This is a genomic window from Ruminococcus intestinalis (genome assembly GCF_014288065.1).
In the GTDB taxonomy this organism is placed as follows: Bacteria; Bacillota; Clostridia; order Oscillospirales; family Acutalibacteraceae; genus Ruminococcoides; species Ruminococcoides intestinale_A.
This window is the reverse complement of record NZ_JACOPS010000002.1, coordinates 416,977-443,391: the sequence shown is the minus strand read 5'-3', so window position 1 is coordinate 443,391 and position 26,415 is coordinate 416,977. Positions and strand designations below refer to the sequence as shown.

Here is a 26,415-nt window from a genome sequence, read left to right as displayed (position 1 = left end):
CGACCAAACTTTTATAATTAATTGGCAAAGCAATTTGCTAAATCATAATTTACCCCAACTTTTGATAAAGAACCGCTAAACTCAAATTTACCTAAAATTTTGCAAAAGAAAAATCCATCTAAATCAGATGGATTTTGTTATGTTGGCATCTCCCTATCTTTCCGGGCCGTCACCAGCCAAGTATTTTCGGCACCACTGAGCTTAACTTCTGTGTTCGGTATGGGAACAGGTGGACCCTCAGCGTCATCAACACCAACTGTTTAATTGTGTCCTCACAAGAGAACATATAGTATTATACAGCATTAAATTGTATTTGTCAACACTTTTTTGAATTTTTTTAAATTATTGCAAATAAAGCAAAAAAATAACAATGTGCAATACATTTTTTGTTTGTTTTTCACTTTTAAAAATTAAAACAAAGTCATATTTTTTGAGGAAATATTGACTTAAAACGAAAAAAGTCGTACAATTAAGAGGAATGGAATGATGATTATGAATAAAGCAAAAGAAATTTTATTTTCGCTTTCGTCCCTCTCAATTTTCAGAGGAATTTTAAACAGAAGCGTACCAAAGGCATATTACAAATTATTAAATTCTATGGACAAAAAGCCCGAGGAGTTTTTAAACGCATACGGCGAGTTTTTCTCTCTTATCAGTGAAAGAGGCTGCAGCAATCGCCTTGCCTATGCATTTACCGAGGCTGCATTGTTTGATGAAAACTGCTTTACAAGAGCTGCGGCTGCCGGTAAGTACAACACACTTCCCGACAATCTTTTAAAAGCCGTAAAGCGTGACTGTCAGGCTATTTTAAATGCCGCTTCACTTACTTCTCAAGAGCTTATTCAGTGCTATTGCGCATCAAATGATTTGGCAACCGTTGCCGATATGGGCTATGTTGCCGAGCATCTTCCAAAATGGGAGTGCGGCGAGTGTGCAGAGAGCTTTAAGATGTTTGACGGTTCGCTTGAAAAGGTAGCTAAGTATTATAAAGAAAACGGCTGCGGTATTTTTGCCCGTTATAAGGCGTTTATTTGGCGTGACGGCGATATTCAGCCTGTTTTGCACCCCGATAAAATCGATATGGATTCATTTACAGGCTATGAAAGACAGCGTGACATCGTTGTCGGCAATACAAAATCCTTTATTGAGGGTAAGGCTTGCAATAACTGCCTGCTTTACGGCGATATGGGTACAGGTAAAAGTTCTACCGTTAAAGCCATTGCAAATGAATTCCGCAAAGACGGCTTGAGAATTGTTGAAATTCCAAAGGAAAGACTTATCGACTTCCCGATTCTGGTTGATAAGATTGCAACTCTGCCTATGAAGTTTATCATATTTATTGATGACCTTTCTTTCCAAAAGCAGGATCAGAGTTACACAACATTGAAAGCGGTGCTTGAGGGCGGTATTGCGGCTCGTCCTGACAATGCGCTTATTTATGCGACATCTAACCGTCGTCATCTTGTTAAGGAGAGCTTTGCCGACCGTACGGATGATGATATCAACACCCGTGATAATATGCAGGAAACACTCTCGCTTTCAGACCGTTTCGGTTTGTCGGTATGTTATTCTGCTCCGTCAAAGAAAGAATTCCTTGACATTGTTTTTGCTCTTGCCAAAGAAAACGGAGTTAATCTTACAGAAGAAGAGCTTGAGGCAGGCGCAGAGCGTTTTGCACTTTCAAGAGGCGGTCGTTCACCGAGATGTGCAAAGCATTATATTGAATCTCTATTTGCTAAATAAACGGAGGTAAATAATGAAGAAAATTGTTTCAGTATTCCTTGCGTCGGCACTTGCTGTTTCAGCTTGTGCGGGACTTGCGGGCTGTAGCGGCGACAATAAAAACTATCCTGTATCTGTTGCGGATATTACTATAGAAACCGAGCCTAAAGATATTGTTGTGCTTTCGGACGAAACGGCAGACATTATTTCTTATTTAGGTTATGCCAAGAAAATGGTAGGCAGAAGTGACGAGGTTACTCAAAACTTTTTATCGGTGGCACCGAGTGTGGGTTCGGCTGCAAAGCCTGATGTTGAAAAAATCAAATCGTATGCAACCGATATTGTTTTTGCAGATGACACACTTGACGAAAATGCAAAGAAAGAGCTTACCGATGCAGGTATTATGGTGCTAAATGTTGCTTCACCCGAAACCACAACAGAGCTTGAAACCGTGTATCTTACTCTCGGAAAGATTCTTGGCGGTTCTGTTGACGGAGCGAAAACAGGTGAAGATTCTTATAAAGATTTAATTGACACCATGAAAACTTACAAAGCCGAAGTCAACAGCAATGTTTCCAAAACAATTTGCTATTTGTACCTTGAGGGAGATAAGCTCCATACTCTCCACAGCGGAACATACGGCGATATGCTTTTGGGATACACAGGTGCGGTAAATGCCGCTGTAAATGTATCCGAAAGCGAGATTGACACAAAAATTTTAAAGATTGCAAATCCGGATTATATATTGTATGACGATGACGCAACTTTGCAGTTTATTAAGAATGACTCTGACCTTAAGGGATTAAAAGCTGTTAAGAATAAACAAACTCTTATGATTTCACAGGAAGAAATCAGCAGAATGGGTACAACTTCACTTTTTACATTGAATAAGATTATGAACTTTATGTATCCCGACAGACTTAAGAAAAATACGGACGCAACCGCCGAATCGGTTGTTCCGTCAGCCGTTGAGGGTGCAACAACAGCTACAAAATCGGCATCAAATACACAGACAACCACGCAGGCTGCAACAACTGCCGCAAATGCAAACGGTTCGGTTGAAAGCCAATACAAAATAAAGGTAAGCGGTCTTTCACTTAAACTTGACGATGAAAACGATAATGTAAAGGCTATGCAGCAGCGTTTGTTTGACCTCGGTTACATTACCGATAAGGAAAATGTGACGGGTTATTACGGCGAGGTTACTCAGAAGGCTGTAAAGGAGTTCCAAAAAGCGAGCGGACTTAAACAGTCAGGCACAGCGGATAATAAAACTCTTACAGCACTCTTTAAGAGTGACGCCAAGGCAAAGGCTTAACGCTTTTTCGCTGTTTACAATGTACACAGTTAATTACAGGTCACGATTTTTCGTGACCTGTTTTGGAATTTAAGAAAAATTTTGTGGTTCTTTATCAAAAGTTGGGATAAATTATGGCTTAGCGCACGGGTTAAGCGAAATAATTTAAAAATTCAGGTCAAGCCTTTTTAGGCTGACAAACTTTTTTGCGGGGCGGATAATCCGTTGATTTCAAAGGCTATTGCCCGATTGTTAAAAAATATTTATAAAAGGAGAAATCAAAATGCAGGGAAAATGGAGAGAAAATCTTATAAAAATAAAACCGTATGTAGCAGGTGAACAGTCAAACGATAAGGATATGATTAAACTTAACGCAAACGAAAATCCCTATCCGCCGTCACCGCAGGTTAAAAAAGTTTTTGAAAAATACGCACAGAACAGTGATGGGCTAAAAAAATATCCTAATTCGGATTCGATAATTTTAAAAGATGCCATTGCTCAAAGATATAATGTAAACAGAAATAATGTATTTGTCGGCAACGGCTCGGATGATGTAATAGCATTGTCTTTTATGGCTTTCTTTAATTCTGATAAGCCGATTTTATATCCTGATATTACCTATTCTTTTTATCCTGTATGGTGTTCGCTTATAAAAATTCCGTACAAGACAATCCCTGTTGACGAAAATTTTGAAATTCACGCCGAAGATTACTATACGGAGAACGGCGGTATTATTATTCCTAACCCGAATGCGCCGACGAGCATTTGCAAACCGCTTGACTTTGTAATCGACATTGTTGAGCATAATCCCGACAGCGTTGTTATTATTGACGAGGCTTATGTTGACTTTGGCGGAGAGTCTGCCGTTGAGCTTACAAAGAAGTACGAAAATCTCCTTGTTACCCAAACTTTTTCAAAATCACGCTCACTCGCAGGTATGCGTATCGGCTTTGCAATCGGCAGTGAAGAGTTGATTGCTACGCTTGAAACCGTTAAAAATTCATACAATTCATATGTTATGGACAGCATTGCACTTGAGGTCGGTACTGCGTCTGTGAATGACGAGGAATACTTTAAGGAATGTGTTAATAAGGTTATCGCTACAAGAGAGAGGGTAAGGGATGAACTCATTGCGCTTGGCTTTGATGTAAAAAAGAGCGCAACAAACTTTCTTTTTGCCACTCATAAAGAATATTCCGCAAAAGAAATATTTGAATATCTGAAAACCAAGAAAATTTTTATCAGATATTTTAATGTTCCGAGAATTGATAACTACTTAAGAATTTCTATAGGTAGAGATGAAGAAATGGATAAGATGATTGCGGCAATGAAAGAGTTTTTTATATAAGAGAATTTATTAAGTATTTTTTGAAAAACGGGATTTAACCGATAAAATAAAAACATCTGTGTCGGCTTGATTTTTATACAAAATAATTTTTTCTTTGTAACACAAAAGTCACATTTGTTTGTTAAAATAAATAATGGTACATTGTTTTTGCTCTTGTTTAGCTAAAGCACAGTAAATATTTGAAAAATTACATATAAAAACCAATGTTTTGTATGTTTACTATATGGTAAAATTTTGGTATAATATTTTTTAAAATTCAGAACGGATAAAAATATGAGGTAATATATGAATATTTCAGACAAAAAATCAAGAATTTTTCTTGCTGTTGTCATAGTTTTAAGCCTTGCGCTAAGCACTGTTTTTATGATGAACAAACAGGGCTATCACGAGGACGAGCTTTTGACATATAATCTCGCAAATTCGGCTAATACACTCAAAACTGACGGTGAATGGAACAGCGGTGCCGATTTTATCGACTATCTTTCCGTATCGGACAGTGACCGCTTTAATTATGAACAGGTTTATGAAAATCAAATAATTGACGCTTCTCATCCGCCTTTTTACTACGGACTTGTGCATACTGTATGCTCGCTGTTTCCAAATCAATTCTCAAGATATTTTGCGTTTTCAATAAATGTTCTTGCAATGGCAGGCATTTTGATTATGCTGTTTAAAATCGTAAAGAGAATTACCAAAAATAATCTCTATGCTCTCATAGCGACAGGCGCTTTTGCGTTCAGTATTGCCTGTACTACAATGACTATTTATTTGAGAATGTACGCAACGCTTACATTTTTTGTGCTTTCAATGATTTATATGAACCTAAAAATCTATGAGAGAAAAAATACCGCAAAATTTACCGATTTCTTGATTTTAGGGCTTATAACATTGCTTGGCACGCTTACGCAGTATTACTTCATCTTGTTTGAGGGACTTACAGGTCTTATTATGCTTGTGTTCCAAATTAAGGAAAGAAACATAAAGGATTTAATAAAGTACATAATTACTGCTGTTCTCGGCAGTGCGGCGGCACTTTGTATTTATCCGTACATCATTACAAATGTGCTCGGCGGCAAACGTGGTTTCGGTTCGCTTAGCATTTCAATTGACCCGATTACCGTTGTTACTTATTTTGCGTATAAAATCGGCACATACATTCAGGTGCTTGCCAAAGATGTGTTCTTAAATCAAATATGGCTGCTTGCTCTCTGCAGTGTTGCTCTTATCGGTTTTTGGATTTACCTGCGCTTTGTCAGAAAGGAAAAACTTTCTCGTACCGCATTTATGGCTTTTGTTCCGTCACTTGTTTATTTTGTTGCAATTTCGCTTGTTTCTCCGTTTAACAGCGACCGCTACATTATGGCGTCTTTGCCGATGCTTGTAACTGTATTTGTGCTTGCACTTATTAAATTTACAAGAGTTACGGGCAAAAAATGGCTCACAACAGCCGTACCGATTTGCCTTGCGGTTACCTGTGCAATCGGATATATCACTGTAAAGCCGTACTATATGTACGGTGTAAAGACGGAACTTTACACTCCGCAGACTTCTAAATGCGTATTTGTCGGCACTGCAATGCTTGAGTGGAACAAGAGCATTGACAAGCTTGCAAATTACGATGAAACTATGATTGTTCAGACGGCTGATTTTTCTCCTGCTCTTGCAGATGAACTTGAAGATTTTGCAGAGAAGAGGGGAGTAATTACGAACGGCAAGATTACCGAGTTTATGGACGGCTATATGAACAACGGCAGTGAAAAGGAAAAAACCGACAGTATGCAGGCGCTTAAAACAGATGAAAAGCTTGCAAATGAAAAGGAAATTACCGTTTATATTTCAAGACTTGCCGACAAAGACAAGGTAATTAAGTATATTACAGAGAATACAAAATTCAAGAATTATGACTTGATTTCAAAGGATTACAGCTTTGACGAGTTTTACAATTGGTACGATTACTTTGTGGAAACCGAATCTTATTGTAATGTGTACAAATTTTATTAATAAAGATAAGGATTGCGAAAAATTATGAAAGACAGAAAAGATGCGATTGGATTTGTTTTTTCAGGCGGCGGATTGCAGGGTATTGCGCACATCGGTGCGGTAACCGCTTTATATGAACTTGGCATAAGACCCGAATATGTTTCCGGAACAAGCTCGGGTTCGATTATGGCAATGTTGGTTGCTATGGGGCTTGAACCGAAAGAAATGCACGAGGTAGCAAAAAAATATTGGAAAATTCTTGCCGAAATTGACAACGGACTTATATTCAAGGCACTTGCGCAGTTTATCGTTTATAAAAAAATTCAGAAAAACGGCATAAAAAACGGCGAAATAATTTCTGATGTTGTAAAAGAAGTGCTTGCCTCAAAGGGACTTGAAAATGATTTTAAGTCTTTGCCGATTAATCTTTCTGTCTGTACCGTTGACACAATGACAACAGACGAATGTATTTTTACAACCTATGACGAACACCTTGAGAGAGAGCATATACACTATCTTACAAATGTTCCGCTCGATGTTGCGGTAAGAGCGAGTATGTCGTTTCCTGCAATTTACACAACCTGCCCGTATAAAGAATATGACTTTGTTGACGGCGGTTCAAAGGACAACCTGCCTGTAAGAGTGTTAAAGGATATGGGCGTAGGCAAGGTGCTTGCAATCGGATTTGATATTTTGCAGTATAAACCGGACGCAGGCCTTGACGGACTTATTAAGGTTATATGGCGTGCTCTTGATGTGTATTCCATTGACAGTACAAGAGAGTCAATGAAACTTGCCGACCTCGCCGTGCAGATAAAGAATGAAAATACCGCCCTTTTTTCTATCGACAGTGTTGACGATACTATTCAAGAGGGGTATGAAGCAATTATGGCTCATAAGGACGAGATTTTAAAAGTTTTTGGATAAATTAAACGGCTGTTGCGATTTAAGCAACAGCCGTAATTTTTATCTTGTTATCAGATTTTTTATTAAAAGTTGGGGTGAATTATGGTTTAACGGAGTGTCGGTCGGGCATTGAAATTTAGCTAACGCTAAATTATCCTCCCAAAGACAAAAAAGTTTACTCAATTTTTTCAAAAATTGCGGGTTTGGGCAGCGCCCATAAAAATCTTCCGATATAACAAATTATTATGCACTGACAGCCTGCTGTCAGTGTGTGAAAAACAGAATTTGAAAAAACAGGCGGTAGCCGTTGTAAACGGAAATGCCAAAAATATAGGCAACGCATTGCGTTGCCTATGAAGATTAAGTATGTTTTCTTTTATTGCTCTCGCATTGACTTTCGCCTATTCGTTCAAGCCGCCAAACAGCAAGCTGTTCGGCTATCGTCAGATTGCGTAAGCGGAAAGTATTTGTGAGCTTTGCCCACACCCACAACCTTTGAAAAGGTTGACCAAACTTTTATAACTTTTATAATTACTTGTCAAAACACTCTGCTAAACCATAATTTTAAACTACCTTGACGGTAACATCAATTCTTTTTGTGCGGTGCATTGTGTCTTTAACGCTGTAAGTCAGCTTATATGTACCGACTTTATCGGTAAGAACATTGCCTGTTACGGATATTTTATCTGTAATATCGTTTGAACAGGTGTCAACAGCGGTTACACCCTCGAGCAGGTCGGCGGTTTCGCCTTTGGTTATAGTCAAATCGCTTGCGCCGTGAATTTCAGGTGTCTTTGCTGCATACGGGTTTTGCGGATCATCGTCGGTAGGGTCCCAGCCACAGGTATGGTCGGTAATTTTAATTGCCTCCGGTTTGCCGAGCGGACCCGGATTGTTGTCATCGTAAACGGTTACGGGTGTGTTTTCGGGACAATTATCATATATCCACTTTACATCTGCGGTTTCCATTCTTACACAGCCGAGTGAACCCTCATCTCCGAGTTTGTTGAACTCCTCGGTTTCGAGTGTGTCGGCGCTTGCGTCTTCATACGGAACGGAATGAAAAAGATAATCGCCGTAAAATCCCGATACATAATGACCGTAAACATCATTGAAAAGCGGATTCCATTCCTGCTTGTAGTAAATGTAGAAATCGTCGCCGAGAACGGTAGCTTTATTAATACCGGTTGAACAAATCATTGCACGGACAGGAACAGTATATTCGCCGTTTTTGTCATAAGTGTAAACCGTAACGCAGTTTTGCGAGCGATTGACTTTAATAAAATAAGGATTTTTCTCGTAAATATTATTAAGATTTTCATTGAGAACATCAGTGTTTGCAAGATAGCAGGTTGAATATCCGTCATAAATGCTCTGCGACTGAGCAGCAACCGTAATATTGTAGGTATGGCGGGTGTTGCCTATCTGTGCGGTAATTGTAGCCGTACCCTCGCTTAAGCCGTCAATTCTTCCGCCGTCATCAACGGTAACGATATTGTTGTCACTGCTTGACCACTTTGATTTTACAAGTTCTTCGGCGGTTGCCTCCGACGGAGTGATAATTTTTATTTCATTACATCCAATGCTTATATCGGCGGTTTCGCCCGTTACAATAACGGTCGGCTGTTTGCTGTTTGCCAACGAAGGTTGAGTTGTATTAATGTTTTTATTGTCGGCAGGTACTGAATTATCGGAAGTTCTACCTGCCACAGCGGTTACTATTACCGATACGCCAAGCACTGCCGCAAGCGTAAGAATAAAGGATTTACGATTAATGGATTTAAAATTCATCAAATTATTCCTTTCGTTTGTGTCTTTTAGTTTATTTTATTACATTATTATATATGTTTTTTTAAAAAAGTTCAAGAAATATTTAAATATTCAACAAAATCCCCGTGAAATATGTTAGAATATGTTTGGTGATTGGATATGTTACATTTTATAAAACACTTCAGAACGATTACAAGACACAGGCATAAGGTTATTGCTCACTGCGCAAAGGCAGGAATACTTTGGCAGGGGTTAAGGCACGACCTTTCAAAATATTCACCGACGGAGTTTATTCCGGGTGCAAAGTACTACCAGGGCAACAGAAGTCCTAACGAAAAAGAAAGGGAGCTTTACGGCTACTCAAAGGCATGGATGCATCATAAGGGCAGAAACCGTCATCACTACGAGTATTGGAATGACTACAATCCTAAGACAAAGCAGATAGAAAATGTGGAAATGCCGCTTAATTATGTAATCGAAATGTTTTGTGACAGGGTCGCCGCAAGTAAAATATATAACGGTTCAAATTACAAAGACAGAGATCCTTTGGATTACTTCGGCAGGGTAAAGGGCAAACACCGTATGCACGAAAACACAGAGAAACTGCTTGAAGAATTACTTACAATGCTGAGTGAAAATGGAGAAGAAGAAACTTTTGCTTATATAAGAAAATTAAGAAAAATCAAAAAATAATTTCTTTGTGATTTTAATGAATTTATTTTACTGATTTTGCGTTTTAAAGTACTGAAATGTTTTTGCCGTTTGTAAAGGACAGAACAAAAATCAACAAAATTTATATAAAAACAAATAATAAAAAACAAGTAATTGTTAAATTTTTCACATATTAAAAAATATACCGAAAATCGGCGGCGCTATAGGCAAAAAATATAGGGAAAATTCGGCTTTTTTAGGCAAAAATAAAAAGCATTGGTATTTTTTGAAAATCCTTGACTTTAGCAAAAAAATGTGGTATTTTATATATGCTGATTTTGTGACGGAAACAATAAATCAGCAACGCAAGGCTTACATTGCCGTTTCGGCAAAAAGCAATAAAATCAATTCAATGAGAGTTAATCTCGTCTATTGAAAATGCTTGAAATGCCGACGGTTCAAATCAATCACGGTTTGAGCCTTGTCGGTTTTATTTTTGAAATACAGGGGGTTATTCTATGCGTTCCGAATGGAGTAATTTTGTTGGCGGACTTTGGGAATCTGAAATCAATGTCAGAGACTTTATCCAGAAAAACTACAAGCCATATGACGGCGATGAGTCTTTCCTCGTAGGTCCTACTGAGGCTACAGAAAAGCTTTGGGGCAAACTTAAAGAACTTCAGAAAGAAGAAAGAAGCAAGGGCGGCGTACTTGATATGGAGACTGAGGTTGTTACCTCACTCACAGCTTACGGCGCAGCATACATCGACGAAGATCTTAAGGATCTTGAGCAGGTAGTCGGTCTTCAGACTGACAAGCCTTTAAAGCGTGCATTTATGCCTTACGGCGGCATTAAGATGGCTGAACAGTCATGCCAGATGTACGGTTATGAGCCAAGCCCTAAGCTTCACGAAATCTTTACAAAATATCACAAGACACATAACCAGGGTGTATTCGATATCTACACACCTGAAATGAAGGTAGCTCGTCACAACAAGATTCTTACAGGCCTTCCGGATACATACGGCAGAGGCAGAATCGTAGGCGACTACAGAAGAATCGCTCTTTACGGTATTGATTACCTTATCGAGTGCAAGAAGGAAGACTTCGCCGAAACAAACCGTCAGGGTATGAGAAGAGGCGACTTCCAGCTCAGAGAGGAAATCGCAGATCAGATCAAGGCTCTTAACGGCATGAAAGAAATGGCTGCAATCTACGGCTTTGATATTTCACAGCCTGCTAAGAACGCTAAAGAAGCTGTTCAGTGGCTCTACTTTGGTTACCTCGCAGCTATCAAGACTCAGAACGGCGCTGCAATGAGCGTAGGCAGAGTTTCTACATTCCTCGACATTTATATTGAGCGTGACCTTGAGAACGGTACACTTACAGAGGCACAGGCACAGGAGCTTGTTGACCACTTTGTTATGAAGTGCCGTATGGTTAAGTTCGCAAGAATCGAAAGCTACAACCAGCTCTTCTCAGGTGACCCTGTATGGGCTACTCTTGAAGTTGCAGGTATCGGTATGGACGGCCGTTCACAGGTTACAAAGAACGACTTCCGTTTCCTCCACACACTTGAGAATATGGGCCCTTCACCTGAGCCAAACCTCACAGTTCTTTATTCTTCAAGACTTCCTGAGGGCTTTAAGAAGTACGCTTCTAAGATCTCTGTTCAGACAAGCTCAATTCAGTATGAGAACGATGATGTTATGCGTCCGGTATGGGGCGATGATTACTCAATCTGTTGTTGCGTATCTGCAACAGAAACCGGTAAGGAAATCCAGTTCTTCGGCGCTCGTGCTAACCTTGCTAAGTGTCTTCTTTACGCTATCAACGGCGGTGTTGATGAGAAGACAAAGGTACAGGTAGGTCCTGAATACAGACCGATTACTTCTGAATACCTTGACTATGCTGAGGTTATCAAGAAGTATGACGCTATGATGGATTGGCTTGCTCACCTCTATGTAGGTACACTTAATATGATTCACTATATGCACGACAAGTATTACTATGAAGCTGCCGAGATGGCTCTTATTGATACTAACTGCCGTCGTACATTTGCTACAGGTATCGCAGGTTTCTCACATGTAGTTGACTCACTCAGCGCTATTAAGTATGCTAAGGTTAAGGTTATCCGTGATGAAGACGGTATTGCTACTGACTTCGAGATCGACGGTGAGTTCCCAAGATACGGCAACAACGATGATAGAGCAGACGAAATCGCTGTAAACCTTCTCCGTAAGTTTATGAGCAAGATCAGATACTGCCACACATACAGAGATTCAGAGCCTACAACATCTATCCTTACAATTACATCAAATGTTGTATACGGTAAGGCTACAGGTTCACTTCCTGACGGCAGAAAAGCAGGCGAGCCACTTTCACCTGGTGCTAACCCAGCTTACGGTGCAGAGCAGAGCGGTCTTCTTGCTTCACTTAACTCTGTTGCTAAACTTCCATACGAGTATGCACTCGATGGTATTTCAAATACACAGACAATCAGCCCGGATGCACTCGGTCACAATGATGACGAGCGTGTAAACAACCTTGTAAATGTACTTGACGGTTACTTCGATCAGGGTGCACACCACCTCAATGTAAACGTATTTGGTACAGAAAAGCTCATCGATGCTATGGAGCATCCTGAGAAGGAAGAGTACGCTAACTTCACAATCCGTGTATCAGGTTACGCTGTTAAGTTCATTGACCTTACAAGAGAGCAGCAGCTCGATGTAATCGCAAGAACTTGCCACAAGTCAATGTAATTTAATAATGGAAAATAAAGAGTTAGTCGGCTATGTCCACTCACTCGAGAGCTTTGGTTCTGTTGACGGACCGGGTGTAAGATATGTAGTATTTTTGAGCGGTTGCGCAATGCGCTGTCAATTCTGCCACAATCCCGACACCTGGCAAATGAGTAAGGGTACACCTTACACAGCAGAAGAATTGCTTAAAAAAGCTATCGCATATCGCCCTTACTGGAAAAGTGAGGGCGGTATTACAGTTAGTGGAGGAGAGCCGCTTTTACAGATTGATTTTCTTATTGACTTTTTTAAAAAGGCAAAAAAGCTCGGTATAAATACAACGCTTGATACAAGCGGAAACCCGTTTACTACAGAAGAACCTTACTACTCAAAGTGGAAAGAGCTTATGCAATATACGGATTTGTTGTTACTCGATATTAAGCATATTGATGATGAACAGCACAAAATTCTTACCGGGCAGACTAATGTTAATATTCTGCAAATGGCAAGAGAGCTTTCGGATATGGGTAAACCCGTATGGATTCGCCATGTACTTGTTCCGCAGAGGAGCGACTATGACGAGTATCTGTATCGTCTTGCCGATTTTATAAAAACTCTTAAAAATGTCAAGAGAGTTGAAGTGTTGCCGTACCACACACTTGGAGTGTATAAGTGGAAAGAACTTGGCATCGACTATAAACTTGAGGGCATTGATCCGCCAACACCCGAGAGAGTTCTTAACGCAAAGAAAATTCTCGGTTGCGAATAATAACCTAATATTTTTGGGACAGTCTGATGACTGTCCCTTTTTGGTTAGTTGAGATTGTAAATTTGGGGTTTAATGCACCAATTTAAGCGAAATAATTTAAAAATTCAGGTCAAGCCTTTTTAAAGGTTTGCGGGTTTGGGCAGCGCCCATAATATCTTCCGATATAACAATTTATTAAGCGCAAACAGCCACGCTGTTTGCGTGTTAAGACTAAGTTTGTTGAAACGGGCGACAGCCGTTAAGAAAAGACCTATATTTTGTTAATGAAATAACGAATTTCTTTTCTTATTGCTCTCGCAAAGGCTTTCGCCTATTTGTTCAAGCCGCCGAACTGCAAGCTGTTTGGCTATCGTCAGATTGCGTAAACGGAAAGTATTTATCGGCTCTGCCCAAACCCGCAATTTTTGAAAAAATTGAGTAAACTTTTTTATTTTTGGGCGGATAATTTAGCATTAGCTAAATTTAAATGCCAAACTGATAATGAATACCCTCTAATTTACATAAAAATAACAATAGCTATTGACGGTTGTAATATAATTTGCTATAATATTGCAGGTTCAAGATTATATAAACTCGTAATACGGACGGGTGTATCTACAAACTGCCTTAAACTGTTTAACTATAATCCCCGAGTAGGGGCATATTATAGTTGTTTTTGGTGGTTTTTTTATTTGCCTTTACGCTTTACTTTTTAACATAAAGGAGAAAAATGAAAAATGATGAAAAAATATGATGTAATTATTGTCGGTGCAGGTCCGGGCGGTATTTTTTCTGCCTATGAATTAATTACTAACAATTCAGACCTCAAGGTTGCTGTTTTTGAAGAGGGTCATTTGCTTGAAAAAAGAAAATGCCCTATTGACGGCGACAAAGTAAAAAAATGTATTTCTTGCAAAACTTGTTCAATAATGAGCGGATTTGGCGGCGCAGGTGCTTTTTCTGACGGTAAATATAACATTACCAATGATTTCGGCGGTACTTTATATGAATATATCGGCAAGAAAAAGGCTATTGAATTAATGCACTATGTTGATGATATAAATATGCAGTACGGCGGCAGCGGTACTAAATTGTATTCAACAGCAGGTTCAGGCTTTAAAAAACTTTGTTTGCAGAACAAACTTAATTTATTGGACGCATCTGTTCGCCATCTCGGTACTGATAAAAACTACATTGTGTTGAATAACATATATAATTTTCTTAAGGATAAGGTCGATTTTTACTTTGACACTCCTGTCAGCAATATTGAAATTTTGGGTGATGATAAAGGATATATCATTAACACCGAAAAAGAAAGTTACGAGTGTGAAAAATGTATTGTTTCAGTTGGTCGAAGTGGAAGTAAATGGATGGAAAAAGTTTGCAATGACCTTAAAATTCCGACAAAATCTAACCGAGTTGACATTGGTGTTCGTGTTGAGCTGCCTGCTGTAATTTTTGCAAATCTTACAGACGAACTTTATGAAAGTAAAATCGTATATCGTACAGAGCAGTTCGAGGATAATGTGCGTACATTCTGTATGAATCCTAAGGGTAGTGTAGTTACAGAAAACACAAACGGCATTATTACAGTAAACGGTCACAGTTATGAGGACAAGGAAAAACAAACGGAGAATACAAACTTTGCGCTGCTCGTAAGCAAGCATTTTTCAGAACCCTTTAAAGACAGTAACGGTTACGGCGAAAGCATTGCAAGACTTAGTAATATGCTCGGCGGAGGAGTAATTGTTCAGCGTTTTGGCGATTTAATCCGTGGCCGCAGAAGTAACCCGAAAAGAATTGAGGAAGGTCTGGTTGTTCCTACACTGTCGGCTACACCGGGTGACCTTAGTCTTGTATTGCCTAAGAGAATCCTTGACGGCATTATTGAAATGATTTATGCCCTTGATAATATTGCGCCGGGTACAGCGAATGATGATACATTGCTCTATGGCGTTGAGGTTAAATTCTACAATATGGAAGTTGAAGTTGACGAACACCTTGAGTCGCTTCATAAAGGACTTTATATTATCGGCGACGGCAGTGGTGTAACTCATTCCTTGTCACACGCAAGCGCAAGCGGTGTGTTTGTTGCAAGAGAAATTCTCAATCAGTAAAGTCAAAAGAGAATATTTTAATGGTTCTCTGTATAACTTTTATTTGACAAATACTTGTACCGTGCTATAATGTAAGTAGAAAATTTGTGTGAATTTTTCAACAAAGTTTTTTCGTCACACCCTTTGCGGGGTGTGACTTTTTTGTTTTGGAGGGAATTTTATGGAAACCTGTAACAAAATGGAATATCAACCTATAAACAGATTAATAATTAAGATGTGCTTGCCGCCTATGATTTCTATGTTCTTGCAATATTCATATAATATGATAGACAGTATGTTTGTTGCCTGCATTAATGAGCAAGCTCTTGCGGCAGTATCTTTGTCTTTTCCGATTACAAATTTAATGAACTCACTTTCGGTGTGGATTGGAGTAGGAATAAATGTTTTGATTGCCGGTTATTTGGGGCAAAAAAGGCAGGACAAGGCAAATTCTGTTGTTACAATGGGATTGATTTTGTCGTTATCGGTTGGTATAATTGTTAATATAATTGTACTTTTGACTATGACACCGTACTATTCGGCTTTTACGGAGGACAGTCAAATTTTTGAATACGGCTGTATATATATGCAGATTTGTGCATTTATGCAAGTGCCGAATATGGTACATATTGCAATTCAAAAAATGCTGCAGGCTACAGGCAATATGATTTCTCCTATGTGGTTTCAGATTGCGGGAGTGGTGTTTAATCTTGTGTTTGACCCATTGCTTATTTTTGGAATAGGCCCTTTTCCTGAAATGGGAATTAAAGGAGCTGCTTTGGCAACCGTTTTAGGCTATGTTTTGTCAATGCTGATTTCATTATATGTACTTATATTTACTAAGCAAAAGGTAAAACTGAAAATCAAGAGTTTTGTTTTTGATTTTCATATGTTTAAAAATATATTTGGATATGGATTGCCTTCGTTTGCAATGAATGTTTTAAGTTCATTAATGATAACTTTTGTCAATCTGTTTTTAGTCACATACTCCGATACGGCAGTGGCTTTTTTCGGAGCGTATTTTAAGGTACAGCAGTTAATATTTATGTCGGTAAACGGTTTAATTCAAGGTTGTTTGCCTATTATGCGTTATAATTACGGCGCAAAAAAATACGAACGGGTTAATCGGACATATCACAGCGGAACTGCGATAGCGGTGATTATAATGGCTGTAGGTACGCTTTTACTGGTATTGTTTCCGCGACAAATACTTTTGTTGTTTTCCGCATCGGAAAAAATGTGTTCTGTCGGAATACCTGCAATAAGAATAATGGCGCTTAGCTATTGCTTTGGCGGAGTATCTACCATGATTGCCACTTATGTTCAGGCAATGGGTAAAATTGTACCGAGTATGGTTATTCAGGTACTTCGTCAAGGAGTTTTATTGTTTCCTCTTATGTGGCTGTTGAACAATAACTTTAATATTATGGGAATTTGGTGGTCTTTTCCTTTGACTGAATTTATTGTATTTGCAATAGCCGTAATAATTGTAAAAATGAATAAATCACAAGTAAAAAATATTTAATCGGAGATTAAAACAGCTATGGCAAAAACAAACATACAAGAAGAATTACGGCTGCTGCACACCATACCGCCTGTGTTTAACCGAAATTCAAAAATATTAATTCTCGGCAGTTTTCCGTCCGTAAAATCACGGGAGAATGATATTGAGCCGATTTTATAGACAGATTTTATAGACAATAGATTAAAAAAATAAATACAAAACATATAAAACTATTTGCGATTAATTGACTTATTTGTATTAATGTGATAGTATTTCTATATAAGGGTTACATTTAGAAAGGACTAGTACAATGGATAAGTTAAATACAGAAATATTAGAACTATACAAGTTTATTGAAGATAATTATAAAAATGAATCTGATGAAATTTACTATTCATTAGAATTGTTATTGAATTGTTTAGTAAATACGAAAAATGCCTTAGCTAATGATATTAGTAAAAATTCTGGTAATTTATCAAAGGTAGGTTATTTATATACTTATGCCACTAAAATTGAAAATTTAGAAGAAATAATTGGCAATTATTTAAGCGCATTTGTTTCAGATAATTCTAATACAACTGAAAAATTAAAATATGATGACGGTGAGAAACAAATTGTTAAAAACTATAATGATTATGAAACTCCACATTTGTTGTCAGAATCTTTTACAAATAAAAAAATATCTGCATTCATATTTGAGGGTATTAAATATGAAGTAAATGATTGGAAATCGGCTCTTTTAAAATTGTGTGAAATATTAGTAAATAAGGATAGTGATAAATTCCTCAGTTTTGTAAATTCAGATTTATTTAGTGGTAAAAAGCGTAAATATTTTGTATTTAATTGCAGAGAAGAGCATTATCGTAAAATAGCAAGCACTAATATTTATGTTTATACTTGTTTTAATACTAATACAATTTGTGAATTTATGATAAAGTTGCTACAAGAATATAATATTCCAATGGATAATGTTTATGTATATTTACGAGAAGAAAATGCTTTTCAAAAAAATGAAAATTCTAAATATTCTGACAAAAATCATACTGAAGATGTTAAAATTGGAAAATATGTAAGAGAGTCAATGCGTAATCTTTCTAATAAACATTATAGATTTTCGCAAGATATGTTAGATAAATTGACAGATGGTGATGCAACAAAAAAATTATTTGGCATTGGAATACCGTTTTTTAAAGAAGTAAAAATGGGCGTAGATATTTATGTGTTAACAAAGGATATATACGGTTACAATCGTTATTGGAAAGAAATTTTTAGGTTTAACGATAAAGATTATCTAATCGTAAGCCAATGGACTAAAAATAATGCTGATAGGTTTATTAATTGGTTCAAAGGTTTGTCTATATAGAAAATGATAAATATTAACAAAATCAATCCGACATCAATCCGGCACACCATACCGCCTGTGTTTAACCGAAATTCCAAAATATTAATTCTCGGCAGTTTTCCGTCCGTAAAATCACGGGAGGCGGAGTTTTTCTACGGGCATAAGCAAAACCGCTTTTGGAAAGTTCTTGCCAATCTTTTAAATGAAAGCGTTCCCGAAAACGCAGAAGAGAAAAAACAACTGTTGCTAAGTAACGGCATAGCTTTGTGGGATGTTATAAAGTCCTGCACAATTACAGGTTCAAGCGACAGTTCAATAAAGAATGTTGTGCCGAATGATATTGAGCCGATTTTACAGACGGCAAATATATCGCAAATTTTTACAAACGGTTCGACCGCCGATAAACTGTATAAAAAACATATTTATCCGTTTACACAAATTGAGGCGATAAAACTTCCGTCAACAAGTCCTGCAAATGCGGCATTTACACTCGACAAACTTTTACGGGAATGGAATGTGATTTTAAAATACTTATAAAAAGTACCGCATAATAAGCGGTTTTATGCTTGTTATGCGGTGTCGGTTAAATTTTATAAATGTATCTGCTAAATATTTTAATGAGGTTATCGGTAATTCCGTGTGCAGCTTGAATAGTTGAAATCATTAAGTAGTCAGCTTCAATGTTTTCAAGCTGTTTTTCGTTGGTTATTCCAAATTTATTAATCAGACAAGTAGTGCCTTCGTAGCAATCGGCTGTAAGCGTATTTATTTCGTATGACATTTTGGAGTTACTCCTGCTTTTCGTGTAACCAAATCAATGTATTCTTCCATTGTTATTTCTTTCAAAAGTAATTGTTTGCACCATATTTTGCTCTGCTCATCAATATGGAATCCTTCCATTTCAACCGATGCAACTGCATTTGCAATGGATTTGTCAATTGTATTGCTATGCATATAATTCACCTCATTATATTAAGTATAGCATTAAACCATAATTTATTCAACACTGAAAATCGGCAGCATCACTTAAAAATGATACTGCCGATTTTTTATCTGAACATATAGTGTGCGGTGTCGAGCATGGATTCCATTGTGTGGATTGCTTTGCTGGCTTTTCTTTTAAGCTTTGGATTTTCGTCATACATTTTTCTTCCGCAGCAGCCAATAGCTATGCCTGCCATCATACCTAAGGCAACACCTTTCATAATGTCTGTTATCGGTGAATGAAACATAAGTCTTTCCTCCTGTAAAAATTGTATTTATTATTTGAGCAAGATTGTTCTTGCATTATTATTGTTTACGATTTAAAATAGAATAAAACAGAATTTTGAATTTTTGGAGTGATAAGATTTGGCAAAGCTTAATATTGTGCTGGTAGAGCCTGAAATTCCGCAGAATACAGGCAATATTGCAAGAACCTGCGCCGCAACGGGAGCAAGTCTGCACCTTGTCCGTCCTCTCGGTTTTTATATTGATGACAAAAAACTAAAGAGAGCGGGTCTTGATTATTGGCACTTGCTTGATATTACATATTACGATGATTTAAACGATTTTCTCGAAAAAACAAAGGGAGGCAGGTATTTTCTCTTTTCAACAAAGGGTACTCATATTCATTCAGATGCCGAGTATCCCGATAACTGCTATATTATTTTCGGAAAGGAAACCAAGGGACTGCCCGAAGAACTTTTGATGCAGTATCCCGAAAGCACGGTCAGAATACCTATGATTGACGAGGCAAGAAGTCTGAATCTTTCAAATTCAGTTGCCATTGCAACATATGAAGTGCTAAGACAGTGGAATTATCCGCAGCTGCAGAGTATAGGCGAACTGCATAACCACAAATGGAGCGATGTTTTGAAGTAAATCTCATAAATATTTTGTGCATAAAAAATCCGTAAATTCAATTATTATACGAAATTTTTTTGGGAATTGCTCGAAATTTTTTAGATTTATATTGATAAAACCAATGTTTTGATATATAATATAATTGACTGTAAAAATGCTATATTTTTACATTATTCTTCTATTAGAAAGGATTGTTCAATAATGAATCTTAATAAGGTTACAGTTGATGACATCAATGTAAAAGGTAAAAGAGTTCTCGTTCGAGTTGACTTTAATGTTCCGCTCAAAGACGGCGTTATTACAAATGATAACAGAATTACAGCAGCTCTTCCTACAATTAAAAAGCTTATCGCAGACGGCGGTAAGGTTATTCTTTGTTCACACCTCGGCAAGCCGAAGAACGGCCCAGAGGCTAAATTCTCACTTGCTCCTGTTGCAGTAAGACTTTCCGAGCTCCTCGGCAAGGAAGTTATCTTTGCTGACGACGACGAGGTTGTAGGCGAGAACGCTAAAAAGGCAGTTGCAGAAATGAAGGACGGCGATGTTGTTCTTCTTCAGAATACAAGATTCAGAAAAGAAGAAACCAAGAACCTTGAGCCATTCTCATCAGAGCTTGCATCTCTTGCAGATGTATTTGTAATGGATGCTTTCGGTTCAGCTCACCGTGCACACTGCTCAACAGCAGGTGTTACAAACCACATCAAGGATACAGCTGTAGGTTACCTTATGCAGAAGGAAATAAACTACCTCGGTAATGCAGTTGAAACTCCTGTTCGTCCTTTCGTTGCTATCCTCGGCGGTGCAAAGGTTGCTGACAAGCTTAATGTTATTTCTAACCTCCTTGAGAAATGCGATACACTTATCATCGGCGGCGGTATGGCTTACACATTCTTAAAGGCTCAGGGTAAGGAAGTTGGTCTTTCACTCGTTGACGATACAAAGATTGACTACTGTAAGGAAATGATGGCTAAGGCTGAAAAGCTCGGCAAAAAGCTCCTTCTCCCTGTAGATACAACAGTTTCTAAGACATTCCCTGATCCAATCGATGCTCCAATCGAGGTTGAGGTTGTAGATTCTTCTGCTATCCCTGCTGATATGGAAGGTCTTGATATCGGTACAAAGACACAGGCTCTCTTTGCAGATGCAGTTAAGACAGCTAAGACAGTTGTTTGGAACGGACCTATGGGCGTATTTGAGAACCCAACACTTGCAAAGGGCACAATTGCTGTTGCTAAGGCTCTTGCAGAAACAGACGCTACAACAATCATCGGCGGCGGCGACTCTGCTGCAGCTGTTATTCAGCTTGGTTTTGCTGACAAGATGAGCCACATCTCAACAGGCGGCGGCGCATCACTTGAGTACCTCGAGGGCAAGGTTCTTCCGGGTATCGCAGTTATCGCTGACAAAAATTAATCTATAAAATCAATAGGGGCGGAGTTTTTCCGCCCTTAATGGTTTACCCAATATTTAGGATATAATAAATATGTCGAGAACAATAATTAAATTTACTTCTCCTTTTAACTCTAATGCGGTTTTTGACGCATTTGGCAAGTTTATGTACAGAGAGAATTTTGAGTTTGTTCAGAAAAACGGGGAACAGTATTGGAAAAAAGGTGTAGGCCTTCTTACCGCTCCGCAGTTTTTAAAACTTTCTGTTAATAACGATGGCAGCTATGTGCTTGAGGCTTGGATAAAATTTGCCATTCTTCCGGGTGTATATGTCGGCGAAATGGGTACAAAGGGCTTTGTTGGGGCACTTCCTAAACAATTGCTTAAGGAGAGAGTTGATAAAACACTTATGGCCATGCAGGCTAATGTTATTTATCAACAATAACAGACAACAATTTTTAATTTCTTATAAATTATTTATCGGAAAGGAATATTACAATGGACAAGACAAAGAGAAAGGCAATTATTGCCGGTAACTGGAAAATGAATAAGACACCTTCAGAGGCTAAGACACTTCTTGAGGCTGTTGTTCCTGCTGTAAAGGATGCTGACTGCGAAGTAATCGCTTGCGTTCCTTTCGTAGATTTAAGCGTAGCTCTTGAAACAACAAAGGGCTCAAATGTAAAAATCGGTGCCGAAAACTGCCACTGGGCAGAGAGCGGCGCTTTCACAGGCGAAATTTCTGCTCTTATGCTCAAGGAAATGGGTGTTGAGTATGTAGTTCTCGGTCACAGCGAGAGAAGACAGTATTTCGGCGAAACAGACGAAACTGTAAACAAGAGAACAAAGGCTGCTCTTGCTGCAGGCTTAAAGCCAATCGTATGTGTCGGCGAACTTCTTTGGGAGCGTGAGTGCGACATTACAGAGGAAGTTATCGCAAGACAGATTAAACTTGACCTCTTCAATGTTACAGCTGACGAGCTTAAGAACATCGTTATCGCTTACGAGCCTGTATGGGCTATCGGTACAGGCAAGACTGCTACAGCTGACCAGGCTGAAGAAGTTTGCGCATTTATTCGTGCTACAATCGCTAAGCTTTACACACAGGCTGACGCTGACGCTGTTACAATTCAGTACGGCGGTTCAATGAACGACGGCAATGCTGACGAACTCCTCTCAAAGACAAATGTTGACGGCGGTCTTATCGGCGGTGCTTCACTCGTTGCTGAGAAATTTGCAGCTATTGTAAAGGCAGCAAGCAAGTAATTAAATTTTAGGGTACGGACGGCAAAAGGAAATAACTGTAATAAATTTGCAGTCAGTGTTCCCTGTGTCGTCCGTAATGTTTAGAAAGGATTTATGTTATGAAAAAACCATTAATTCTTATGATTCTCGACGGTTTTGGTATTGCACCGGAGAAAGGTAATGCTATTAAAGCAGCAAATAAGCCAAATATTGATAAACTTTTTGCAGAAAACCCGGTAACACAGATTGGTGCGTCGGGTATGGATGTAGGTCTTCCTGACGGTCAGATGGGTAACTCAGAGGTTGGCCATACAAATATGGGCGCAGGCAGAATCGTATATCAGGAGCTTACAAGAATTACAAAAACTATTAATGAAGATAAGCTCAAAGAGAACGAGGCTATTGTAAATGCAATGGATAAGGCTATTGAGAACGGTACAGCACTTCACCTTATGGGTCTTCTTTCAAGCGGCGGCGTTCACAGCCACAATACACACCTTTACGGTATTCTTGAGCTTGCTAAGAAGAAAGGCCTTGAGAATGTATATGTTCACGCATTCCTCGACGGCAGAGATGTTCCGCCATCAAGTGCCGCTGAATTTATGAACGAGCTCCTCGACAAGATGAAAGAAATCGGTGTAGGTAAGGTAGCTACTGTTTCAGGCAGATACTATGCTATGGACCGTGATAATAACTGGGACAGAGTTGAAAAGACATATGCCGCTATGGTTTACGGCGAGGGTGAAAAAGCCGATTGCCCATGCTGTGCTATTGAAAAGTCATATGAAAACGGCGTTACAGACGAGTTTGTAGTTCCTGTTGTAGTTGACGGCGGCGCACAGGTTAAGCCAAACGACAGCGTTATCTTCTTTAACTTCCGTCCTGACAGAGCAAGAGAGATTACAAGAACTTTTGTTGATCCTGAATTTAAGGGATTTGAGAGAAAGAACGGATTTTTCCCTGTAAACTTTGTATGTATGACACAGTATGACGCTACAATGCCAAATGTTGATGTTGCATTTAAGCCGCAGACACTTAAGAATACACTTGGCGAGTATGTTTCAAACAAGGGTATGACACAGCTTAGAATTGCCGAAACAGAGAAGTACGCTCATGTAACATTCTTCTTCAACGGCGGTGTTGAAAAGCAGTATGAGGGCGAGGACAGAATCCTTGTTAAGTCGCCTGCTGTTGCAACATATGACTTACAGCCGGAGATGAGCGCTTATGAAGTTACAGATAAGCTTGTTCCTGCTATTGAGAGCGGTAAGTATGATATGATTATCTTAAACTACGCTAACTGTGATATGGTTGGTCATACAGGTGTATTCGAGGCAGCTGTAAAGGCTGTTGAGGCTGTTGACACTTGCGTAGGCAGAGTTGTTGAGGCTATCAAGAAAATGGGCGGTGTTGCTCTTATCACAGCCGACCACGGTAATGCAGATAAGATGGTAGACGCTGACGGTTCACCGTTTACAGCTCATACAACAAATCCTGTTCCTTTCTGTGTAGTAGGCTATGATTGCCAGCTTCGTGAGGGTGGTAGACTTGCTGATATTGCTCCTACTATGCTCCAGATTATGGGCTTAGAGCAGCCTGCAGAAATGGACGGCGTTAGCCTTATTAAGTAATTTTACTTAATAAATTTTGCATAAAATTAAGCTGTACTTGAGTATTCAGGTACAGCTTTCTTGTTTTTATTAGATTTTGGTTAAATGTTGGGATAATGCTTAAATTACAGTTTAGCAAAAATACTTCGCAAAGCAATTATAATTATTCAGGCGAAAGTATGCTAAATCATAATTATTATTTTATAATTCCCGACAAGTTATTAACATTGCTATTACAAATTGTTGAAAAATTCGTCAACTGCCTGTTTTGCAACTGTATTTAAATGCGGGGCAGGTTCGTTGCAAATTTTAAATTCATTATTTACACATTCACTTGCAAGTATTGTAATCTTTTCTTTATCCTTAGGTTTGTATTTTATAATGAATTTTGCGGTTGAAACAACTACAAGAATTTCTGCTATGTTTTCGCTGTTAAAGGCCGCAAAGTATTTATCTTTAATTTCTTCCCACATCTCAAGATAATCAACAATTAAAAGATTAGCTATAATTCTCCATGTGTTCCAAGCTGTAAAATTATCATATCTGTCAAGCGCCTGTATTATGTATTGAAAATACGGATACACCAAGAGAGGTGTTTGTTCGCTAAGGTCGATAAGTATATTTTGCGCACGACAATTATTTTCGTCAAGCATTGCATTTATTAAAATCGGAATTACCATAACTTCCTTTTTCGCAAGCTTTACAACATCGCTGTCATTTTCAGTTTCAATTATTCTTAGATAAACTTCATTAATATTCATTGCAATTACCATTCCAATTCTGATAATTATATATTACTATACTTTGCAATTGTTTTCAAGTAAAAATGTCATTTTATGCTGAAAAAGCGTACACCGTTTTGGTGTACGCTTTATTTTTAGGCATCAAATATTTTTTCGGATAATTCTTTGGCAGGAGTCTGTACATCTTTGAGTTTTCGCTGGATTTGTCTTGTACGCACACCTACGAGTTTGTCAAGTTCCTTATTTGCTTGATCAAGTCTTTGTTGAGTTGCCTCAAGCACATCTCCGAATTTGTCAAATTCCTGTTTTACTGCGCCTAAAATTTCCCATACTTCGGCACTTCTTTTTTGCACGGCAAGAGTTTTAAAGCCCATTTGCAATGAATTGAGTAATGCCGCCATAGTGCTCGGGCCTGCGATGTTTACCTTGTAATCACGCTGTAAAATTTCAACAAGACCTCGGTTTACTGCTTCACTGTACAATCCCTCGAAAGGCAAAAACATAATTGCAAATTCGGTGGTGTAGGGGGGATCTATGTATTTATCGTGAATATCCTTTGCTTCACTTTTTATTCTTGTGATAAGCGCTTTTGCGGCAAGGTCAATTTTTATTTTGTCGCCCTCGTCAATGGCGTCACGCAAAGCCGCATAGGTATCCCCCGGGAATTTAGAGTCAATAGGCAGATAAATAAATTTATCATCGTCGGAGGGAAGTTTGACTGCAAATTCAACTACATTTTTTGAACCTTTTTTTGTGGCGACATTTTCTTCGTACTGCTCGGGCGAGAGAATTTCGCTTAAAATTGCGGATAATTGAATTTCTCCGAGAATACCTCGTGTTTTCACATTTGAAAGGACTTTTTTGAGGTCGCCCACACCGACGGCAAGGCTTTGCATTTCTCCAAGACCTTTATAAACCTGCTCAAGTCGCTCATTGACAAGTGAAAATGAGCGGTTCATTTTTTCTTCTATGGATTGCTGTAAACGCTCATCAACGGTTTTTCGCATTTCTTCAAGTTTTTTATTGTTATCTTCTTGAATATAATTAAGTCGGTTTTCAACAGAGTGCCTTATATTATCAAGCTGTTGTTCGTTGGTCAGCGAAAATGTTTTTAATCTTTCCTCAAGTTGAGCAAGGCTCTTACTCTGGCTGATTGCGTATGCATTCTGACTTGCGGCAATCATATCACCGAGATTTTTTACTGACATTTGAGTTGATGAAGAAAGCTCCTGTCGCAATGCCGATTGTTCGTTACGGATAGTTTGCTCAAGTCTTTTAAATTCTTCACTGTTGCTGTTGTCAGATGCTTTTTTTAGCTGATTAAGGATAACAATGCCGAGCATAACAACTGCAATAACAAGCAAAACAATTATAATAATATCAAGTGCCGTTTGCATTTTTACACTTCCTTATTCAATTTATACTAATATATTAGCATTTCAAGGCTAAAAAGTCAAACGAATGTTTTATAAATT

General features: G+C 38.4%; 24 protein-coding genes, 1 rRNA gene and 1 riboswitch. Of the genes, 18 read left to right on the top strand and 7 right to left on the bottom strand.

Annotation, left to right across the window (positions count from 1 at the left end):
• Positions 1–140 precede the first annotated feature (140 nt).
• Positions 141–257: ribosomal RNA gene (gene rrf / locus H8R91_RS06290) — 5S ribosomal RNA — on the bottom strand.
• Positions 258–483: 226 nt separating this feature from the next.
• Between rrf and H8R91_RS06285 the strand changes: the two genes are divergently transcribed.
• The 5 genes from H8R91_RS06285 to H8R91_RS06265 all read left to right on the top strand — a co-directional run bounded on the left by H8R91_RS06285 (position 484) and on the right by H8R91_RS06265 (position 7,274).
• The gene (locus tag H8R91_RS06285; RefSeq protein WP_022234321.1) at positions 484–1,743 is read left to right on the top strand and encodes an ATP-binding protein; all 1,260 of its coding nucleotides are present in this window, start codon (positions 484–486) and stop codon (positions 1,741–1,743) included.
• Between the two features lie 13 nt (positions 1,744–1,756).
• A complete protein-coding gene (locus H8R91_RS06280; RefSeq protein ID WP_186935295.1) occupies positions 1,757–3,040 on the top strand; it encodes a peptidoglycan-binding protein in 1,284 nt (427 codons plus the stop codon).
• Between the two features lie 262 nt (positions 3,041–3,302).
• Positions 3,303–4,367 carry a histidinol-phosphate transaminase gene (gene hisC, locus H8R91_RS06275; RefSeq protein WP_186935294.1) on the top strand — a complete coding sequence of 355 codons (1,065 nt, stop codon included), beginning with the start codon at positions 3,303–3,305 and terminating at the stop codon, positions 4,365–4,367.
• Positions 4,368–4,652: 285 nt separating this feature from the next.
• Entirely contained in the window at positions 4,653–6,368 is a 1,716-nt protein-coding gene (locus tag H8R91_RS06270; RefSeq protein ID WP_186935293.1) for a glycosyltransferase family protein, read from the top strand.
• A gap of 24 nt (positions 6,369–6,392) precedes the next feature.
• Complete coding sequence (locus H8R91_RS06265; protein ID WP_186935292.1) at positions 6,393–7,274, top strand: patatin-like phospholipase family protein; 882 nt, start codon at positions 6,393–6,395, stop codon at positions 7,272–7,274.
• Positions 7,275–7,817: 543 nt separating this feature from the next.
• On the opposite strand, the gene H8R91_RS06260 is transcribed toward H8R91_RS06265, so the two are convergent.
• The gene (locus tag H8R91_RS06260; RefSeq protein ID WP_186935291.1) at positions 7,818–9,044 is read right to left on the bottom strand and encodes a L,D-transpeptidase family protein; all 1,227 of its coding nucleotides are present in this window, start codon (positions 9,042–9,044) and stop codon (positions 7,818–7,820) included.
• A gap of 138 nt (positions 9,045–9,182) precedes the next feature.
• Between H8R91_RS06260 and H8R91_RS06255 the strand changes: the two genes are divergently transcribed.
• The 8 genes from H8R91_RS06255 (at position 9,183) to H8R91_RS06220 (ending at position 18,645) form a co-directional block, all read left to right on the top strand.
• The gene (locus tag H8R91_RS06255) at positions 9,183–9,716 is read left to right on the top strand and encodes a DUF5662 family protein (protein ID WP_186935290.1); all 534 of its coding nucleotides are present in this window, start codon (positions 9,183–9,185) and stop codon (positions 9,714–9,716) included.
• Between the two features lie 476 nt (positions 9,717–10,192).
• Positions 10,193–12,439, top strand: a complete 2,247-nt coding sequence (gene pflB / locus H8R91_RS06250; RefSeq protein ID WP_186935289.1) for a formate C-acetyltransferase — start codon at positions 10,193–10,195, stop codon at positions 12,437–12,439.
• A 7-nt stretch (positions 12,440–12,446) separates the two neighbouring features.
• Positions 12,447–13,187 carry a pyruvate formate-lyase-activating protein gene (pflA, locus tag H8R91_RS06245; protein WP_186935288.1) on the top strand — a complete coding sequence of 247 codons (741 nt, stop codon included), beginning with the start codon at positions 12,447–12,449 and terminating at the stop codon, positions 13,185–13,187.
• A gap of 543 nt (positions 13,188–13,730) precedes the next feature.
• Positions 13,731–13,829, top strand: a riboswitch (purine riboswitch).
• 77 nt (positions 13,830–13,906) lie between these two features.
• Complete coding sequence (locus tag H8R91_RS06240; protein ID WP_117705567.1) at positions 13,907–15,283, top strand: NAD(P)/FAD-dependent oxidoreductase; 1,377 nt, start codon at positions 13,907–13,909, stop codon at positions 15,281–15,283.
• Positions 15,284–15,443: 160 nt separating this feature from the next.
• Positions 15,444–16,787, top strand: coding sequence for an MATE family efflux transporter (locus H8R91_RS06235; RefSeq protein WP_186935287.1), 1,344 nt, complete (start codon positions 15,444–15,446; stop codon positions 16,785–16,787).
• An 18-nt stretch (positions 16,788–16,805) separates the two neighbouring features.
• A complete protein-coding gene (locus H8R91_RS06230; protein WP_186935392.1) occupies positions 16,806–16,946 on the top strand; it encodes a hypothetical protein in 141 nt (46 codons plus the stop codon).
• Positions 16,947–17,076: 130 nt separating this feature from the next.
• Positions 17,077–18,129 (top strand): hypothetical protein, encoded by a 1,053-nt coding sequence (locus tag H8R91_RS06225; protein WP_186935286.1) that lies wholly within the window; start codon positions 17,077–17,079, stop codon positions 18,127–18,129.
• A gap of 3 nt (positions 18,130–18,132) precedes the next feature.
• Positions 18,133–18,645 carry a DNA-deoxyinosine glycosylase gene (locus tag H8R91_RS06220; RefSeq protein WP_186935285.1) on the top strand — a complete coding sequence of 171 codons (513 nt, stop codon included), beginning with the start codon at positions 18,133–18,135 and terminating at the stop codon, positions 18,643–18,645.
• Positions 18,646–18,691: 46 nt separating this feature from the next.
• Here the strand turns inward: H8R91_RS06220 and H8R91_RS06215 are convergent, their stop codons facing one another.
• From H8R91_RS06215 to H8R91_RS06205, 3 genes are all read right to left on the bottom strand, one after another.
• A complete protein-coding gene (locus H8R91_RS06215) occupies positions 18,692–18,889 on the bottom strand; it encodes a hypothetical protein (RefSeq protein WP_186935284.1) in 198 nt (65 codons plus the stop codon).
• Positions 18,874–19,062 (bottom strand): hypothetical protein, encoded by a 189-nt coding sequence (locus tag H8R91_RS06210; RefSeq protein ID WP_186935283.1) that lies wholly within the window; start codon positions 19,060–19,062, stop codon positions 18,874–18,876. Before H8R91_RS06210 ends, H8R91_RS06215 begins: the two co-directional genes overlap by 16 nt.
• Before the next feature lie 95 nt (positions 19,063–19,157).
• Complete coding sequence (locus H8R91_RS06205; RefSeq protein WP_186935282.1) at positions 19,158–19,340, bottom strand: hypothetical protein; 183 nt, start codon at positions 19,338–19,340, stop codon at positions 19,158–19,160.
• 118 nt (positions 19,341–19,458) lie between these two features.
• Here H8R91_RS06205 and trmL point away from each other — a divergent pair, with 118 nt between their 5' ends.
• The 5 genes from trmL (at position 19,459) to gpmI (ending at position 24,218) form a co-directional block, all read left to right on the top strand.
• Entirely contained in the window at positions 19,459–19,971 is a 513-nt protein-coding gene (gene trmL, locus H8R91_RS06200; protein ID WP_022235308.1) for a tRNA (uridine(34)/cytosine(34)/5-carboxymethylaminomethyluridine(34)-2'-O)-methyltransferase TrmL, read from the top strand.
• 183 nt (positions 19,972–20,154) lie between these two features.
• Positions 20,155–21,366: a phosphoglycerate kinase gene (locus tag H8R91_RS06195; RefSeq protein WP_022235307.1), complete on the top strand. Its 1,212-nt coding sequence runs from the start codon at positions 20,155–20,157 to the stop codon at positions 21,364–21,366.
• A 70-nt stretch (positions 21,367–21,436) separates the two neighbouring features.
• Positions 21,437–21,787, top strand: coding sequence for a hypothetical protein (locus H8R91_RS06190; protein ID WP_022235306.1), 351 nt, complete (start codon positions 21,437–21,439; stop codon positions 21,785–21,787).
• Positions 21,788–21,840: 53 nt separating this feature from the next.
• Entirely contained in the window at positions 21,841–22,608 is a 768-nt protein-coding gene (gene tpiA, locus H8R91_RS06185) for a triose-phosphate isomerase (protein WP_186935281.1), read from the top strand.
• A gap of 98 nt (positions 22,609–22,706) precedes the next feature.
• Positions 22,707–24,218, top strand: a complete 1,512-nt coding sequence (gene gpmI, locus H8R91_RS06180) for a 2,3-bisphosphoglycerate-independent phosphoglycerate mutase (protein ID WP_022235304.1) — start codon at positions 22,707–22,709, stop codon at positions 24,216–24,218.
• Between the two features lie 212 nt (positions 24,219–24,430).
• Here the strand turns inward: gpmI and H8R91_RS06175 are convergent, their stop codons facing one another.
• Both H8R91_RS06175 and H8R91_RS06170 read right to left on the bottom strand, forming a co-directional pair.
• A complete protein-coding gene (locus tag H8R91_RS06175) occupies positions 24,431–24,958 on the bottom strand; it encodes a hypothetical protein (protein ID WP_022235303.1) in 528 nt (175 codons plus the stop codon).
• 116 nt (positions 24,959–25,074) lie between these two features.
• A complete protein-coding gene (locus H8R91_RS06170; protein ID WP_186935280.1) occupies positions 25,075–26,337 on the bottom strand; it encodes a DNA recombination protein RmuC in 1,263 nt (420 codons plus the stop codon).
• Positions 26,338–26,415: the final 78 nt, after the last annotated feature.

Bases quoted from the DNA above. Each gene is read 5' to 3' on its own strand.
- H8R91_RS06175 (WP_022235303.1), bottom strand. From the start codon at position 24,958: ATGAATATTAATGAAGTTTATCTAAGAATAATTGAAACTGAAAATGAC.
- H8R91_RS06210 (WP_186935283.1), bottom strand. From the start codon at position 19,062: ATGCATAGCAATACAATTGACAAATCCATTGCAAATGCAGTTGCATCG.
- H8R91_RS06235 (WP_186935287.1), top strand. From the start codon at position 15,444: ATGGAAACCTGTAACAAAATGGAATATCAACCTATAAACAGATTAATA.
- tpiA (WP_186935281.1), top strand. From the start codon at position 21,841: ATGGACAAGACAAAGAGAAAGGCAATTATTGCCGGTAACTGGAAAATG.
- H8R91_RS06195 (WP_022235307.1), top strand. From the start codon at position 20,155: ATGAATCTTAATAAGGTTACAGTTGATGACATCAATGTAAAAGGTAAA.
- H8R91_RS06230 (WP_186935392.1), top strand. From the start codon at position 16,806: ATGGCAAAAACAAACATACAAGAAGAATTACGGCTGCTGCACACCATA.
- H8R91_RS06225 (WP_186935286.1), top strand. From the start codon at position 17,077: ATGGATAAGTTAAATACAGAAATATTAGAACTATACAAGTTTATTGAA.
- pflA (WP_186935288.1), top strand. From the start codon at position 12,447: ATGGAAAATAAAGAGTTAGTCGGCTATGTCCACTCACTCGAGAGCTTT.
- gpmI (WP_022235304.1), top strand. From the start codon at position 22,707: ATGAAAAAACCATTAATTCTTATGATTCTCGACGGTTTTGGTATTGCA.
- H8R91_RS06215 (WP_186935284.1), bottom strand. From the start codon at position 18,889: ATGTCATACGAAATAAATACGCTTACAGCCGATTGCTACGAAGGCACT.
- H8R91_RS06255 (WP_186935290.1), top strand. From the start codon at position 9,183: ATGTTACATTTTATAAAACACTTCAGAACGATTACAAGACACAGGCAT.
- H8R91_RS06220 (WP_186935285.1), top strand. From the start codon at position 18,133: ATGATAAATATTAACAAAATCAATCCGACATCAATCCGGCACACCATA.
- H8R91_RS06270 (WP_186935293.1), top strand. From the start codon at position 4,653: ATGAATATTTCAGACAAAAAATCAAGAATTTTTCTTGCTGTTGTCATA.
- H8R91_RS06285 (WP_022234321.1), top strand. From the start codon at position 484: ATGATGATTATGAATAAAGCAAAAGAAATTTTATTTTCGCTTTCGTCC.
- H8R91_RS06190 (WP_022235306.1), top strand. From the start codon at position 21,437: ATGTCGAGAACAATAATTAAATTTACTTCTCCTTTTAACTCTAATGCG.
- H8R91_RS06265 (WP_186935292.1), top strand. From the start codon at position 6,393: ATGAAAGACAGAAAAGATGCGATTGGATTTGTTTTTTCAGGCGGCGGA.
- H8R91_RS06240 (WP_117705567.1), top strand. From the start codon at position 13,907: ATGAAAAAATATGATGTAATTATTGTCGGTGCAGGTCCGGGCGGTATT.
- H8R91_RS06205 (WP_186935282.1), bottom strand. From the start codon at position 19,340: ATGTTTCATTCACCGATAACAGACATTATGAAAGGTGTTGCCTTAGGT.
- H8R91_RS06260 (WP_186935291.1), bottom strand. From the start codon at position 9,044: ATGAATTTTAAATCCATTAATCGTAAATCCTTTATTCTTACGCTTGCG.
- H8R91_RS06280 (WP_186935295.1), top strand. From the start codon at position 1,757: ATGAAGAAAATTGTTTCAGTATTCCTTGCGTCGGCACTTGCTGTTTCA.
- H8R91_RS06170 (WP_186935280.1), bottom strand. From the start codon at position 26,337: ATGCAAACGGCACTTGATATTATTATAATTGTTTTGCTTGTTATTGCA.
- pflB (WP_186935289.1), top strand. From the start codon at position 10,193: ATGCGTTCCGAATGGAGTAATTTTGTTGGCGGACTTTGGGAATCTGAA.
- hisC (WP_186935294.1), top strand. From the start codon at position 3,303: ATGCAGGGAAAATGGAGAGAAAATCTTATAAAAATAAAACCGTATGTA.